Genomic DNA, 13,271 nt, shown 5'->3' on the forward strand with positions numbered 1-13,271 from the left:
AATTTATTTATCCACATAGGGTTTTCCTGCGTGTCATTGTTTTTACAAGATCCTCTTGCTTTTTAATCGTCATACGATAGTATTTCTGCATATTTGGCTTTTTGACCCTTCACCGGAAGCACACCATGAGCGACAACAACGGCAGCCCTCCCCGCAAAAAACCTGAAGACCTGCGCAGCCAACAATGGTTTGGCCGCCAGGACCGCGACGGCTTTGCTTATCGCAGCTGGGTCAAGGGCAAAGGCGTGCCGCACGACCAGTTTGACGGCCGTCCCGTCATCGGCATCTGCAACACCTTCAGCGAACTGACCCCCTGCAACTCACATTTCCGCGCATTGGCCGAGCAGGTCAAGATTGGCGTTTACGAGGGCGGCGGTTTTCCACTGGAGTTTCCCGTGATGTCGCTGGGCGAAACCCTGCTGCGCCCCACCGCCATGCTTTACCGCAACCTGGCGTCCATGGACGTGGAAGAGAGCATCCGTGGCAACCCGATTGACGGCGTGGTGTTGCTCATGGGTTGCGACAAAACCACCCCCAGCTTGCTGATGGGCGCGTCCAGCGTGGGCCTGCCCACGATTGGCGTGTCAGGCGGCCCCATGCTCAACGGCAAGTGGCGTGGGCAAGAACTCGGCTCAGGCACCGGTGTATGGAGCATGAGCGAACAAGTGCGCGCGGGCACCCTCAAGCTGGCCGATTTTTTCGATGCTGAAAGCTGCATGCACCGCAGCCATGGCCACTGCATGACCATGGGTACCGCCAGCACCATGGCCTGCATGGTCGAGGCCTTGGGCATCGGCTTGCCGGGCAATGCCACCTTCCCTGCCGTGGATGGTCGCCGCAACGTCTTGGCACGCGAATCGGGTCGTCGCATCGTCGAGATGGTGCACACCGACCAAACCATCAGCAAAGTGCTGACCCGCGAGGCCTTCGAGAACGCCATCCGCACGCTGGCGGCCATTGGCGGTTCGACCAACGCCGTCATTCACCTGATCGCCATCGCCGGTCGTTTGGGCCTGAAACTCACCCTGGACGATTTTGAGCGCTTGGGCAGTGAGATGTCCTGCATCTTGAACATGCAGCCTTCTGGCGAGCACCTGATGGAAGACTTTTGCTACGCAGGTGGTTTGCCGGTTGTGATGAAAGAAATCGAAAGCCTTCTGCACGCCAACATCATCACCGTGAGTGGCAAGAGCGTGCGCGAAAACAACGAAGCTGCCGTCAACTACGACCCCCGCGTGATCAAAAAATACGACGCGCCTTTCAAAGAGAAAGCCGGTATCGCCATCTTGCGCGGCAATCTGGCGCCACGCGGCGCGGTCATCAAGCCCAGCGCAGCCACCCCTGCACTGATGGTGCACACGGGCCGTGCCGTGGTGTTTGAAGACAGCGACGATTTCCACAAACGCATCGACGACGAAAGCCTGGACGTGGACGAGAGCTGCATTCTGGTTTTGAAAAACTGCGGCCCCAAGGGCTACCCCGGCATGGCCGAGGTGGGCAACATGCCGCTGCCACCCAAGGTGCTGCGCAAAGGCATCACCGACATGGTGCGCATCTCGGATGCCCGCATGAGCGGAACCGCCTATGGCACGGTGGTGTTGCACACCAGCCCCGAAGCCGCCGCAGGTGGACCACTGGCTGTGGTGCAAAACGGTGACATGATCTCGCTCAACGTCCCTGAGCGCACATTGCAACTGCTGATCAGCGACGAAGAACTGGCACGCCGCTTGAACCTCTGGGAAAAACCGGCACCGGCCATGAACTCGGGTTACTGGAAGCTTTACATTGACCATGTGCTGCAAGCCGACGAAGGCGCAGACATGGACTTTTTGGTCGGCCAGCGCGGTTCTGCCGTGCCCAAAGACAACCACTGAACAAGGACCCCCATGCGTATTTTGATCACCGGCGGTGCCGGATTTTTGGGCGCACGCCTGGCCCGCGAGATTTTGAAACGCGGCCAACTCAACGGGCAAAGCGTGAGCGAATTGGTGATTGCCGACCTCTTCCCCACGCCTGCCGACCTGCTGGCCGACCCACGCGTGAAAGGCCATGCAGGCCCCATGCTGGCGCAAGGCGATTTGTTCAAGAGCGGCTTTGATGGCGTGTTCCACCTCGCATCAGCCGTGTCGGGCGAGTGCGAACTCGACTTTGACTTGGGCCTGCGCTCCAACGTGGACAGCTCGCGCTTGCTGCTCGACAGCATCCGAGCCTCGGGAAAAGCCACGCGCTTGGTGTTTGCCAGCTCGGTCGCGGTGTTCGGCCCCGATGCGGCCAACCCCATGCCTGCGCTGGTGGCCGACACCACATTGCCGACGCCGCAAACGTCATACGGCACGCACAAGCTGATGATCGAGTACATGGTGGCCGACTACACCCGCAAGGGCTACATCGACGGCCGCGCCGCCCGCCTGATGACGGTGGCCGTGCGCCCCGGCAAACCCAATGGTGCCGCGTCTTCGTTCTTCAGCGGCATCATCCGCGAGCCGCTGGCAGGCACGGCCACCACCTGCCCTGTGGACGCGCATGTGTCGCACCCCATCTCTTCGCCGGGCACCACCGTGCATGGCCTGATCACCGTGTTCGAGGCCAGCCGCGAAGCCTTTGGTGGCCGCATGGCACTGAACCTGCCGGGCTTGAATGTGAAGGTCAGCGACATGCTGGCCGCTCTGGAAAAAGTGGCTGGCCCCGCCGTGCGTGCCCGCGTGACTTTTGAAAAAGACGAACGCATCGCCGCCATCGTGGACAACTGGGCCAAAGGCTGCACCTTTGAGCGTGCTCAAGCATTGGGCCTCAGGGCCGATGCCAGCTACGAAGCCATCATCGAGCAGTACATCGAGGACTGCAAAACCCGCCCGGGCTACCCGGCCGAGGCCTTGAACGGTTTGAAGTGAGCTTTGAAAAAAGGCCGCCACGCTCATGCTGCGTGGCGGCCTTTTCTTTTTCACACGGCTTCACCCCTCAAAAATGCGTGCTGATCGCCCCACTGATGCGGCCATCGTCTTCGATGACGGCCATCCAGCGCCATTTGTCGAAGGTGGTGCAGGGGTGAGAAATGCCCAAGGCCACACGGTCGCCCACTTGCGGCCAGACACCTTCAGCAGCAAACACCATGTGCGCGTGCTGGTCGCTGAGCGCCTTGACTTTCCAGGACTCGGGCGTGGTCTGCATGGCACCCTCGCCACGTTGACCGCGTGCCGCCCAGCGCACCGGCATCGGCATGCACTGGTCAAAGGACAGGTCGCGTCGCCCCGCCGTCAAAATCGCCAGCCCCGGCTCGGGCACCGACTGCACCTTGGCCCACACCTCCAGCGCGGGCTGCAGCGATTCGCTCAAGCCCTCACGCGCCTCCACCAGTTTCAGGTAACGGGCGTAGTTCCAGTGGTCGTGCGTCACATAACAACCCGAGCGCAACACGCCTTGCACCGAACGACTTTTGACTTGGGTTTTGAGCATAGGGATCACCAAATCGAATACCGCAGAGCCACCTGCCGACAACAAGACCTCATCACCGCCCCAGAGGTTCTGCGCATCGATTTGCTGCACCAGCGATTGCACGCTGCGCACCAGGCCACTCACGGCTTCGATGTCGTGGGCGCTGTCGCACTTGCCCAGCCCACCCTCGTAACACTCCACCCCGCCCAGACGCACCACTGGCGATGCAGCCATGGCCTGCGCCAAAGCCAAGGCTTGCTCGTGCGTGCGGCAACCGGTGCGGTAACCGGCAATGCCCAGCTCGAGCAACACATCCCAACGGCGGGTGTTGCCACGGCGTTGGCCCCAATCGGCCAACACAGCGAGTTGGGCCAAAGAATCAACCAAAAACCACACCCGCGCCCCAGGGTTCTGGCGCAACAAAAGGTCCAGCCCGTCCAGGTCTGCATCGGTCACCAACTGGTTGGCGATGATGGCGCGCTGCACCCCCGCCGCCAGACCCACGCGCAGCTGGTGCACGTTGGCAAAGGTCAGGCCCCAGGCACCCGCTTGCAGTTGCATGCGAAACAGTTCGGGCGACAAAGTGGTCTTGCCGTGCGGCGCCAAGGCCACGCCTTTGCGCTGCACAAAGTCTTGCATCCAGGCCAAGTTGTGCGTGAGGGCTGGGCGGCGCAACACGGCCACAGGATAGGCCAGCGCATCATCCAGCAAATTCCAGCCGCGTGCGCCCAACTGCGACACCGCGCAGGGCTCGGCCGCCAAGGGAAAGCCCTTGCAAGCCGCATTCAGTACAAAATCGTCTTTCATGTCGCTTTGCTCCATTCACCGCGTGGACCGTTTTGCGCTGATTCTCCCACCGCACACTGAGCCCTTGCTCTTTTTGTTCACATGACACAGCCCGCCAAAACCCTCGACATCGTGGCCTTGGGCGAAGCCATGGTCGAGTTCAACCAAACCCCTGGCCAAGCCCCCGACGAGCCCCCCATGTACCTGCAAGGCTTTGGCGGTGACACCAGCAACGCCGCCATTGCCGCAGCGCGGGCAGGCGCACGCGTGGCTTACCTGAGCCGCTTGGGCACCGACCGCTGGGGCGAGCGACTCATGGACTTGTGGCAGCGCGAAAACGTGGACATCACCAAGGTACTGCATGACGCACAAGCGCCAACCGGCATGTACTTTGTGAGCCACGACGCTCAAGGCCACCACTTCAGTTATGCGCGTGCGGGGTCGGCGGCCAGCCGCATGCAACCGACAGACCTCGCGCACTGGCAAGACGCCATCGCCAGCAGCCATTGGCTGCACCTGTCGGGCATCTCACTGGCGATCTCAATCTCGGCCTGCGACACCGCGTTTACCGCCATGGAGCATGCCCGCAACGTCAGCACACGCGTGGCGCTCGACTCGAATTTGCGCTTGTCGCTGTGGCCGCTGGCCCGGGCGCAGGCCTGCATCCGCCATGCGGTGAGCTTGTGCGATTTGTTCTTGCCCAGCCTCGAAGACATGACCGCCCTCACGGGCCTCACGCAAGCGCAAGACATCATCGACTGGAGCCATGCCCACGGCGCAGCGCAGGTGGTGCTCAAGCTGGGGGCCGATGGCGCTTTGGCCAGCGACGGCACCCAGCGCCGCAGCGTGCCGGGTTATGCCGTGCAGGCACGCGACGCCACTGGCGCAGGCGACTGCTTTGCGGGCAACTTGTTGGCGCAACTGTCTTCGGGCCACAACCTGTGGGACGCCACGGCCTACGCCAACGCCGCAGCCGCCTTGTCGGTGCAGGGCATCGGGGCAGTGAGCCCTTTGCCTGGGCGCGATGCGGTGTTGGACCTGCTCGATAAAGGCTCACACACATGAAGACCTCCGCTTCACACCCGTCTTCTTCCCAACGGCCGGTGATCGCCATCGACTGGGGCACCTCTTCGCTGCGTGGTGCGCGGCTGGGGACCACGGGCCAAGTGCTGGAGTCACGCGCCTGGCCACGCGGTATCCTCACGGTGCCCCCCGGCCAGTTTGAAGCGGTCTTCCTCGAACTCTTTGGCGACTGGATGCAAGCCCCAGGTGCGCTGTGCCTGATCTCGGGCATGGCGGGCAGCCGCCAGGGCTGGCAAGAAGCGCCCTACTGCCCCTGTCCCGCAGGCTTTGCCGAGTTGGGCCAGCACCTGCTGTGGCTGCAGCCCGATCGCATCGCCCTGGTACCGGGCCTGAGCTGCACGAACGCCGACACGCTGAACACCCCCGATGTGATGCGCGGCGAAGAGGTGCAAATTTTTGGTGCATTGCAACTGGCAGGACGCGACAGCGCCACCCTGGTGCTGCCCGGCACGCACAGCAAATGGGGGCAGGTGCAGGGTGGCCGCGTCACGCAGTTCCAGACCTTCATGACCGGCGAGGTGTTTGCGCTGATGAGTCAGCACTCGATTTTGGGCAAGACCCTTGACCTGAACGGGGCCTTCGACGAAGCGACATTTTTGCAAGGCGTGGATCAAAGCCAGCAAACGGGCAGCGTGCTGCACCACCTGTTTGCCGTGCGCACGCTGGGCTTGTTTGAGCGCCTCAGCGCGGCCCAATTGCCCAGTTACTTGTCGGGCCTGTTGATTGGTGAAGAGCTGCGCACCCAAAGTCTGTCGCCATCGCAGGAGGAGCCCGTGATCCTGATCGGCAGCGAAGCCCTGACCCTGCGCTACACCCTGGCCCTGCAACATCTGGGCGTCGCCTGCCAAAGCCACGGCGCTGAAGCCACTTGGGCGGGCCTGTTCGCACTGGCATCAACATGCTGAGCCTCGCAAATCACCCCCCTGTAGGAGTCCACCCCGTGGGCGATGGGCGTGGCACACGCCCTGAAACATTCAACTACACCCCACCATGACACCATCCTCAAACCCCGCCTCGATCTTGGCCCAAGCCCTGGCCCAACTGCCCCTGATCGCCATCTTGCGCGGCCTGACTCCTGCCGAAGCTCCGGCCATGGGTGAGGCGCTGGTCAGCAGCGGCTTTGCCATCATCGAGGTGCCCCTCAACTCGCCCGAGCCCTTCAAAAGCATCACCGCACTGTCTCAGCAATTTCCGCAAACCCTGATCGGCGCAGGCACCGTGCTGAACGCGCAGCAGGTCAAGGAGGTTCACGCGGCAGGTGGTCGCTTGGTTGTGGCACCCAACTTCAACCCGGCCGTGGTCGCGCAGGCCTTGGCCCTGAACATGGTGGTGCTGCCCGGCGTGGCCACACCCACCGAAGCCTTTGCCGCACTCGATGCAGGAGCCCATGGGCTCAAGCTCTTCCCGGCCGAGATGATTTCACCCGCCACCGTCAAAGCGATGCGGGCCGTGTTGCCGAAAGACGCTGCCCTCTTGCCCGTGGGCGGCATCACGCCCGACAACATGGCCGTTTACCGCGCCGCAGGCGCGAGCGGTTTTGGTTTGGGTTCGGCTTTGTACGCGCCGGGGCGCAGTGCTGAGCTGGTGCACGAAAAGGCAGCGGCATTTGCGCGGACCTGGCAAGCCACCTGAGGCCGTTGAAAGGCACAGGGTCTGGGTCTTTGAAGATCAGGGCAACCGGGTCATGGCCGTGTCGTAGACCAAATTTTTATCGCGTTTTCCCACGGCGATGACCGTGACAAAAACAGTATCGTCATCCACCCTGTACACCAACCTGTAACCCGCCTGTCGCAACTTGATCTTGTAGCAGTCGGGCATGTTGGACAAAGCCGCCGATGGCAACCGAGGCTCTTGCAATCGTTCCAGTAGTTTTTTCTTGATCGGCGCTTTGACGCTGCCATCCAACTTTTGCCATTCGGCCCAGGCCAGCTCGTGAAATCGCAGCTTAAAGGTCATCGGGGTTGATCTCGATGAAAGGGCCATTGGCACGCTGTCGAACCAGCTGTGCGTCTTGCAAATCTTCGAGTTGGTTGAGCAACCGCTCAAAATACGCCGCAGGCACCAAGTAGGCCTCTGGCCGGTTGTGGTTGAGTACCGCTACCGGTTCATCGTCGGCTTGCGCCAAGATGCTGGCGTAATGGCGTTTGAGTTCGGTGACGCTGATGCTGCTCTTGCTGAGAATCGTGTCCATAACGGCCTCCAGTTCGTAAAAGACATTTTAAATGACATTTTCAAAGACGCCAAATTGAATGCCTTTTATATTCAGGTCCGCTCCCCCAGTCGCCCATCCCTGAAATCCGCCAACGCCTGGTAAATCTCTTCCTTGGTGTTCATCACAAATGGGCCGTACTGCACGATGGGTTGCTTGAGCGGTTGGCCCGCCACCAGGATCAGCTTGGCATCGGCACTGGCTTCGATCACCACGCCATCGGCCTGCGGTGTGTTTTTCAAAATGGCCATGCGCTGCAGGGGCACGGCCTGCCCTGCGATGCGCACCTCGCCCCGGTACACGTACACAAAGGCGTTGTGGCCTTCGGGCAGTGTTTGCTCAAAACGTGCGCCCTGCGGCATGTGCACGTCCAGATAAACCGGTTGCGTGATCTCACGGGTCACGGCACCCTGCACGCCGTGGCTGCTGCCTGCGATCACCGTGACGGCCACGCCTTCGGGTGTCTGAAACTGCGGCAGCTGCGCGTTCTGGAAATCGCGGTACCAGGGCGCTTGCATTTTTTCGGAGCTGTGCAGGTTCAGCCAGAGCTGAAAGCCCTCCATCACGCCGTCGGCTTGCTGCGGGATTTCGGAGTGGATCACTCCTTGGCCTGCTGTCATCCATTGCACGCCGCCGTTTTGCAGCAGCCCTTCGTTGCCCGCGCTGTCGCGGTGCAGCATGCGCCCGGCGATCATGTAGGTCACGGTTTCAAAGCCCCGATGCGGGTGGTCCGGAAACCCGGCGATGTAGTCGTCCGGCTTGTCGCTGCCAAAGGCGTCGAGCATCAAAAACGGGTCGAGCCGGTGCTGCAGGTCTTGCGTGAGGATGCGGCTGAGCTTGACGCCCGCGCCATCCGACGTGGCCTGGCCGGTGACCAGGCGTTCGATGGTGCGCGAGACGTTCACGGCGTGTGGGTGGGCAGCTTCAGACACAACCGATCCTTTTCAAAAACCCAAACGATCAACCGGGACGGTGCAAGGCGCAGATTTTGTTGCCGTCGGGATCGCGCAGGTAGGCCAGGTAAAGCTTGCCTGCGGGGCCTTCACGCAAACCGGGTGGGTCTTCGCAAGTGGTGCCGCCGTTGGCCACACCGGCCGCGTGGAAGGCGTCGCCCTGCTCAGGCGATTTGACGGCAAAGCCAATGGTGCTGCCGTTGCCGTGGCAAGCCGGCTCGCCGTTGATGGGCGTGGTGATGGCAAAAGTGCCGGTGGGGCTGCGGTAGAAATAGCGGTTTTTGTTGGCCACGCCCGGGCCATGGCCCAAGGTGCCCAACACCGCGTCGTAAAACTTTTTGGAAACTTCCAGGTCATTCACACCCAGCATCACATGACTGAACATTGCTTTCTCCGTTAAAACCCTAAAGTGAGCGAATTCAATTGCGGTCAATGGTACTTGAGATGTTGTGCTGCTGTTGGCGCTGGCCCTCAAAGCCATGGCCACCCCGGACTGCCTCCCAAAGGTGCCATCTGCGACTGCCACCTTGGTCGCCTTGTGGCAGCATCGCAACCTGAATTTCAAAAATCTGCGAAGGAGACCCCCTGATGCCCCTGAACAACGCCATTTCTCTCGGCCTGCAAGGCCGCGTGGTCATCGTCACCGGCGCGGCCAACGGCATTGGCGAGGCCTGTGCCCGGCGCTTTGCCGCCGAAGGCGCCCCTGTGGTGCTGGCCGATGTGAACAGCGAGCGCGGCGCTGCCGTAGCCGCCGAATTGCGCAGCGCAGGCCACAGCGCGGGATTCATGGCCTGCGACGTCTCGCGCAAGGCCGATGTGGACGCCCTGGTGGACCATGTGCTGCAGGCCTTTGGCCGCGTGGACGTGCTGGTCAACAACGCAGGCATCTTCCGGGCCGCCGACTTTCTGGACGTGACCGAAGAAGACTTCGACGCCGTGATCAACGTGAACATCAAGGGCTCGTTCCTGATGGGCCAGGCCGCAGCCCGCGCCATGAAAAGCACCGGGGGCGGCTCAATCGTCAACATGAGCTCGGTCAACGCGGTGCTGGCCATCCCTAACATCGCCAGCTACAACGTGAGCAAAGGCGGCATCAACCAGCTCACCCGCGCCATGTCGCTGGCCCTGGCCGACTTTGGCATTCGGGTCAACGCGGTGGCCCCCGGCACGATTGCCACAGAGTTGGCCCGCCAGGCGGTGCTGACCAGCGAAGCGGCCGAGAAAAAAATCATGATGCGCACCCCCATGAAACGCCTGGGCGAGCCCGACGAAGTGGCCACAGTGGTGGCGTTTTTGGCCAGCGATGCGGCCAGCTACATCACGGGCGAGATCGTCACCGTGGACGGCGGGCGCATGGCACTGAACTACACCGTACCTGTATGAGTCCAAACCCTTTCATGCACTTATTGCCCTGCCCAGCAGCGTTGGTGACAATGCGGTGTGCAAACTGTTTTATTCACCCTCCAGGACTCCGACCATGAGACTTCTTCACACCATGCTGCGCGTGGGCAACCTTCAGCGCTCGATTGACTTTTACACCCAAGTGCTGGGCATGAAACTTCTGCGTACCTCCGAGAACCCCGCTTATAAATACTCGCTGGCCTTTCTGGGCTTTGGCAGCAACCCCGACCACGCCGAGCTGGAATTGACCTACAACTGGGGCGTGGAAAGCTACGAGATGGGCACAGCCTATGGTCACATCGCGCTGGGCGTGCCCGATGCCTATGCCGCTTGCGAAAAAATCAAAGCCGCAGGCGGCAAGGTCACGCGCGAGGCCGGACCGGTCAAAGGCGGTACCACCGTGATCGCCTTTGTGACCGACCCGGATGGTTACAAGGTCGAGCTGATCCAACGGGCCGAGTACGCAGCGGGTCAGGGCTTGCGCTGAATCTGGCTGGCCGCGCGCGCCAGCACTTCAATGCGTGCCCAATCGCCTTGGGCCAGTGCATCGGCGGGCACCAGCCATGAGCCGCCCACACAAGCCACATTGGGCAGACTCAAAAAGTCTTGCGCATTGGCTGCGGTCACGCCACCCGTAGGGCAAAACTTCAGATCAAAGAACGGACCGCTCCAGGCCTTGAGCATGGCGGGGCCACCCGCTTGCATGGCGGGGAAGAACTTGAGTTCGGTGTAACCGTCTTCTTGGGCCATCATGATTTCGCTGCCAGTGGCCACTCCGGGCAGCAATGACAAACCATGGTCGCGGCAGGCCTGGCCCACCGTTTTGGTGTAACCGGGGCTCACCGCAAAACGGGCACCCGCTTTGGCCGCTGCGGCCGCATCGGCGGCGCTGCGCACGGTGCCCGCACCGACCACGGCTCCGGGCACTTCTTTGGCAATGGCTTCCATGCAAGCCAGCGCCTGCGGGGTGCGCAGCGTGACTTCGAGCATGCGGATGCCGCCCGCCACCAGGGCGCGGGCCGTGGGCACGGCATGGGCCACATCGGTGAGCACGATCACCGGGATCACGGGGGCGTCCTGCATGACTTGCAGGGCGGTCAATCGACCCTTCAGATTCACAGCCATGTGCAGGCTCCTTCTTCGGCTTTGAGCGCATTGCGGCGCAGGTTGGCAAACAGTTCACGGCCCATGCCCACGCCGTTGGCGGCGCGCAGCTCGGCGGGCATGGCGGCCAGCGGACGGGCGGCCCACTCGGTTTCAGTCACCAGCACTTGCAAGCTGCCCGCTATGCCGTCCAAACGGATCAGATCGCCGTCTTGCACCTTGGCCAGTGGACCACCGGCAGCCGCTTCGGGGGACACATGGATGGCAGCCGGCACTTTGCCCGAGGCACCGCTCATGCGGCCATCGGTGACCAAAGCCACCTTGAAGCCTTTGCCTTGCAGCACGGCCAGCGGCGGCGTGAGCTTGTGCAGCTCGGGCATGCCGTTGGCTTGCGGGCCTTGCCAGCGCACGACGCAGACCATGTCTTTGTCCATGTCACCGGCCTTGAACGCGGCCAGCAAGGCTTCTTGCGAATTGAACACCCGTGCGGGGGCTTCGATCACATGCAAAGCTTCTGGCACGGCTGAGACCTTGATCACGCTGCGGCCCAAATTGCCTTGCAACAGCTTGAGGCCACCCGTTGCGCTGAACGGTCTGGAAGTCGGGCGCACCACGGTGTCGTCTTGGCTGGCTCCAATCTCATGCCAGACCAATTGCCCATCGGCTGTGCTGGGCTTGCGCGTGAACTCGCGCAGACCGCCTGGGCGGACCGTGAGCACATCGGCATGCATGAAGCCAGCGTCGAGCAACTCGCGAATGACGAAGCCAGGACCGCCTGCGGACTGGAACTGGTTCACATCGGCCGTGCCATTGGGGTACACGCGGCTGAGCAGCGGCACCACATCCGACAGGGCTGAGAAGTCGTCCCAGTCGATCACGATGCCCGCTGCACGCGCCACCGCCACCCAGTGGATCAGGTGGTTGGTGGAGCCGCCCGTGGCCAACAACGCCACCATGGCGTTGACGATGCTGCGCTCATCCACCAAGCGGCCGATGGGCGTGAAGTTTTTGTCTTTGACCAGCGCCAACACGGTGCGCGCAGCTTCGCGGGTCAGGTCTTGTCGCAAGCCTTGGGCCGGGTGAATAAAAGCGGTGCCCGGCACATGCAGTCCCATGGCTTCGAGCAACATCTGGTTGCTGTTGGCCGTGCCATAAAAGGTGCAGGTGCCCTCACCGTGGTAAGCCTTTGACTCGGCCTCCAGCAATTCGGCGCGACCCACCAAGCCCTGTGCGGCTTGCTCTCGGACCTTGGATTTATCGGTGTTGGACAGCCCACTGCCCATGGGGCCTGCGGGCACAAACACGGTGGGCAAGTGGCCAAAGTGCAAGGCCCCGATCAACAGACCCGGCACGATCTTGTCGCACACACCCAGCATCAGCGCGGCGTCAAACACATCGTGGCTGAGCGACACCGCCGTGGCCATGGCGATCACGTCTCGGCTGAACAGGCTGAGCTCCATGCCGGGTGTGCCTTGCGTCACGCCATCGCACATGGCGGGCACGCCCCCAGCCACCTGGGCCGTGGCGCCCAGCTTGCGGGCTTCGTCTTTGATCAGGTCGGGGTAGTGCTGCAGCGGGGCGTGGGCCGAGAGCAGGTCGTTGTAGGCATTGACGATGCCGATGTTGGGTGCGCGCGGGGCCACCACTTGGATTTTGTCCAAAGCGGTGGCGCGGTCTTTGTCGGCCTGGGGCATCGCGGCAAAGGCATGGGCCACGTTGGCGCAGCCCAAGCGTTGGGCGCCTGGGTCTTGGTTGGCCGCAGCGTCGAGCTGTTGCAAATAGACCTGCCGTGTCGGGCGGCTGCGCTCGGTGATGCGGGCCGTGACCGCGGCCACGGTGGGGTGAAGTGTCATGTCTGGACTCCTGGCTGCACTTGGTAACTAAATTACATCAGCAATGGTAACCGTGTTCCAGCCTTGGGAGGCAATGGCCAAGTTACCAAAAGGGTACGAGGCGCCGAGGGATATTTGAAGGTGTAAAAAAACCCGCCGAAGCGGGTTCATCCATGGCCGCAGAGTGCCTCACTTGGCCGCTGGAGCAGCCGTGTTGGCCGCCGGGGCATTCGAAGCAGCGGCATCTGCAGCCGATGCGGGCGCTGGAGCTTGATCTGCAGGTGCAGCCACCGCTGCCGGGGCCGCAGGCGCTGCTTTTTTGCTTTTGGCGATGCCAAAACCCACAGCCAGGCCAATGGCCAGCACAATCACGGCGACCTAAATGGCCCAGACCACGGTTTGATTGTCATCTTGAGTGTTGGACATGTTTGTTTTCTCCGAAAATAATGGCACGATTGTAAAGGGACCCGC

15 protein-coding genes are annotated in these 13,271 nt (G+C 62.0%); 7 read left to right on the top strand and 8 right to left on the bottom strand.

The window, feature by feature from the left end; all coding sequences use genetic code 11:
* Positions 1-125 precede the first annotated feature (125 nt).
* Together HEQ17_RS08740 and denD are read left to right on the top strand one after the other, a co-directional pair.
* Positions 126-1,874, top strand: a complete 1,749-nt coding sequence (locus HEQ17_RS08740; RefSeq protein ID WP_296292384.1) for an IlvD/Edd family dehydratase — start codon at positions 126-128, stop codon at positions 1,872-1,874.
* 12 nt (positions 1,875-1,886) lie between these two features.
* Complete coding sequence (gene denD, locus HEQ17_RS08745) at positions 1,887-2,891, top strand: D-erythronate dehydrogenase (protein WP_296292385.1); 1,005 nt, start codon at positions 1,887-1,889, stop codon at positions 2,889-2,891.
* A gap of 67 nt (positions 2,892-2,958) precedes the next feature.
* On the opposite strand, the gene HEQ17_RS08750 is transcribed toward denD, so the two are convergent.
* On the bottom strand, positions 2,959-4,239 hold the full coding sequence (locus tag HEQ17_RS08750; RefSeq protein ID WP_296292386.1) for an alanine racemase: 1,281 nt from the start codon (positions 4,237-4,239) through the stop codon (positions 2,959-2,961).
* 81 nt (positions 4,240-4,320) lie between these two features.
* Between HEQ17_RS08750 and HEQ17_RS08755 the strand changes: the two genes are divergently transcribed.
* The 3 genes from HEQ17_RS08755 (at position 4,321) to HEQ17_RS08765 (ending at position 6,933) form a co-directional block, all read left to right on the top strand.
* Positions 4,321-5,283 (top strand): sugar kinase, encoded by a 963-nt coding sequence (locus HEQ17_RS08755; RefSeq protein WP_296292387.1) that lies wholly within the window; start codon positions 4,321-4,323, stop codon positions 5,281-5,283.
* Positions 5,280-6,206: a 2-dehydro-3-deoxygalactonokinase gene (locus tag HEQ17_RS08760; protein WP_296292388.1), complete on the top strand. Its 927-nt coding sequence runs from the start codon at positions 5,280-5,282 to the stop codon at positions 6,204-6,206. The genes HEQ17_RS08755 and HEQ17_RS08760 overlap by 4 nt, the downstream gene beginning before the upstream one ends.
* 85 nt (positions 6,207-6,291) lie before the next feature.
* A complete protein-coding gene (locus HEQ17_RS08765; protein ID WP_296292389.1) occupies positions 6,292-6,933 on the top strand; it encodes a 2-dehydro-3-deoxy-6-phosphogalactonate aldolase in 642 nt (213 codons plus the stop codon).
* A gap of 36 nt (positions 6,934-6,969) precedes the next feature.
* On the opposite strand, the gene HEQ17_RS08770 is transcribed toward HEQ17_RS08765, so the two are convergent.
* From HEQ17_RS08770 to HEQ17_RS08785, 4 genes are all read right to left on the bottom strand, one after another.
* Complete coding sequence (locus tag HEQ17_RS08770; protein WP_296292390.1) at positions 6,970-7,257, bottom strand: type II toxin-antitoxin system RelE/ParE family toxin; 288 nt, start codon at positions 7,255-7,257, stop codon at positions 6,970-6,972.
* Positions 7,247-7,492, bottom strand: a complete 246-nt coding sequence (locus HEQ17_RS08775) for a type II toxin-antitoxin system Phd/YefM family antitoxin (protein WP_296292391.1) — start codon at positions 7,490-7,492, stop codon at positions 7,247-7,249. The genes HEQ17_RS08770 and HEQ17_RS08775 overlap by 11 nt, the downstream gene beginning before the upstream one ends.
* 71 nt (positions 7,493-7,563) lie before the next feature.
* Positions 7,564-8,442 carry a pirin family protein gene (locus HEQ17_RS08780; RefSeq protein WP_296292392.1) on the bottom strand — a complete coding sequence of 293 codons (879 nt, stop codon included), beginning with the start codon at positions 8,440-8,442 and terminating at the stop codon, positions 7,564-7,566.
* 28 nt (positions 8,443-8,470) lie between these two features.
* On the bottom strand, positions 8,471-8,848 hold the full coding sequence (locus HEQ17_RS08785) for a VOC family protein (protein WP_296292393.1): 378 nt from the start codon (positions 8,846-8,848) through the stop codon (positions 8,471-8,473).
* 203 nt (positions 8,849-9,051) lie between these two features.
* Between HEQ17_RS08785 and HEQ17_RS08790 the strand changes: the two genes are divergently transcribed.
* Together HEQ17_RS08790 and gloA are read left to right on the top strand one after the other, a co-directional pair.
* The gene (locus HEQ17_RS08790; protein ID WP_296292394.1) at positions 9,052-9,846 is read left to right on the top strand and encodes an SDR family NAD(P)-dependent oxidoreductase; all 795 of its coding nucleotides are present in this window, start codon (positions 9,052-9,054) and stop codon (positions 9,844-9,846) included.
* Positions 9,847-9,940: 94 nt separating this feature from the next.
* On the top strand, positions 9,941-10,351 hold the full coding sequence (gene gloA, locus HEQ17_RS08795; protein WP_296292396.1) for a lactoylglutathione lyase: 411 nt from the start codon (positions 9,941-9,943) through the stop codon (positions 10,349-10,351).
* On the opposite strand, the gene eda is transcribed toward gloA, so the two are convergent.
* From eda to HEQ17_RS08810, 3 genes are all read right to left on the bottom strand, one after another.
* Positions 10,336-10,989 carry a bifunctional 4-hydroxy-2-oxoglutarate aldolase/2-dehydro-3-deoxy-phosphogluconate aldolase gene (gene eda / locus HEQ17_RS08800; protein ID WP_296292398.1) on the bottom strand — a complete coding sequence of 218 codons (654 nt, stop codon included), beginning with the start codon at positions 10,987-10,989 and terminating at the stop codon, positions 10,336-10,338. The genes gloA and eda overlap by 16 nt on opposite strands.
* A complete protein-coding gene (edd, locus tag HEQ17_RS08805) occupies positions 10,980-12,821 on the bottom strand; it encodes a phosphogluconate dehydratase (protein WP_296292399.1) in 1,842 nt (613 codons plus the stop codon). The genes eda and edd overlap by 10 nt, the downstream gene beginning before the upstream one ends.
* A gap of 168 nt (positions 12,822-12,989) precedes the next feature.
* Entirely contained in the window at positions 12,990-13,172 is a 183-nt protein-coding gene (locus HEQ17_RS08810; protein WP_296292400.1) for a hypothetical protein, read from the bottom strand.
* Positions 13,173-13,271: the final 99 nt, after the last annotated feature.

Origin of the sequence: Limnohabitans sp., assembly GCF_023910625.1 — a bacterium.
GTDB lineage: Bacteria > Pseudomonadota > Gammaproteobacteria > Burkholderiales > Burkholderiaceae_C > Limnohabitans_A.

Excerpts from the sequence above, each read along its gene's own strand:
- HEQ17_RS08755 (WP_296292387.1), top strand. The coding sequence starts at position 4,321 with ATGACACAGCCCGCCAAAACCCTCGACATCGTGGCCTTGGGCGAAGCC.
- edd (WP_296292399.1), bottom strand. The coding sequence starts at position 12,821 with ATGACACTTCACCCCACCGTGGCCGCGGTCACGGCCCGCATCACCGAG.
- gloA (WP_296292396.1), top strand. The coding sequence starts at position 9,941 with ATGAGACTTCTTCACACCATGCTGCGCGTGGGCAACCTTCAGCGCTCG.
- HEQ17_RS08750 (WP_296292386.1), bottom strand. The coding sequence starts at position 4,239 with ATGAAAGACGATTTTGTACTGAATGCGGCTTGCAAGGGCTTTCCCTTG.
- HEQ17_RS08775 (WP_296292391.1), bottom strand. The coding sequence starts at position 7,492 with ATGGACACGATTCTCAGCAAGAGCAGCATCAGCGTCACCGAACTCAAA.
- denD (WP_296292385.1), top strand. The coding sequence starts at position 1,887 with ATGCGTATTTTGATCACCGGCGGTGCCGGATTTTTGGGCGCACGCCTG.
- HEQ17_RS08790 (WP_296292394.1), top strand. The coding sequence starts at position 9,052 with ATGCCCCTGAACAACGCCATTTCTCTCGGCCTGCAAGGCCGCGTGGTC.
- HEQ17_RS08785 (WP_296292393.1), bottom strand. The coding sequence starts at position 8,848 with ATGTTCAGTCATGTGATGCTGGGTGTGAATGACCTGGAAGTTTCCAAA.
- HEQ17_RS08760 (WP_296292388.1), top strand. The coding sequence starts at position 5,280 with ATGAAGACCTCCGCTTCACACCCGTCTTCTTCCCAACGGCCGGTGATC.
- eda (WP_296292398.1), bottom strand. The coding sequence starts at position 10,989 with ATGGCTGTGAATCTGAAGGGTCGATTGACCGCCCTGCAAGTCATGCAG.
- HEQ17_RS08770 (WP_296292390.1), bottom strand. The coding sequence starts at position 7,257 with ATGACCTTTAAGCTGCGATTTCACGAGCTGGCCTGGGCCGAATGGCAA.
- HEQ17_RS08765 (WP_296292389.1), top strand. The coding sequence starts at position 6,292 with ATGACACCATCCTCAAACCCCGCCTCGATCTTGGCCCAAGCCCTGGCC.
- HEQ17_RS08740 (WP_296292384.1), top strand. The coding sequence starts at position 126 with ATGAGCGACAACAACGGCAGCCCTCCCCGCAAAAAACCTGAAGACCTG.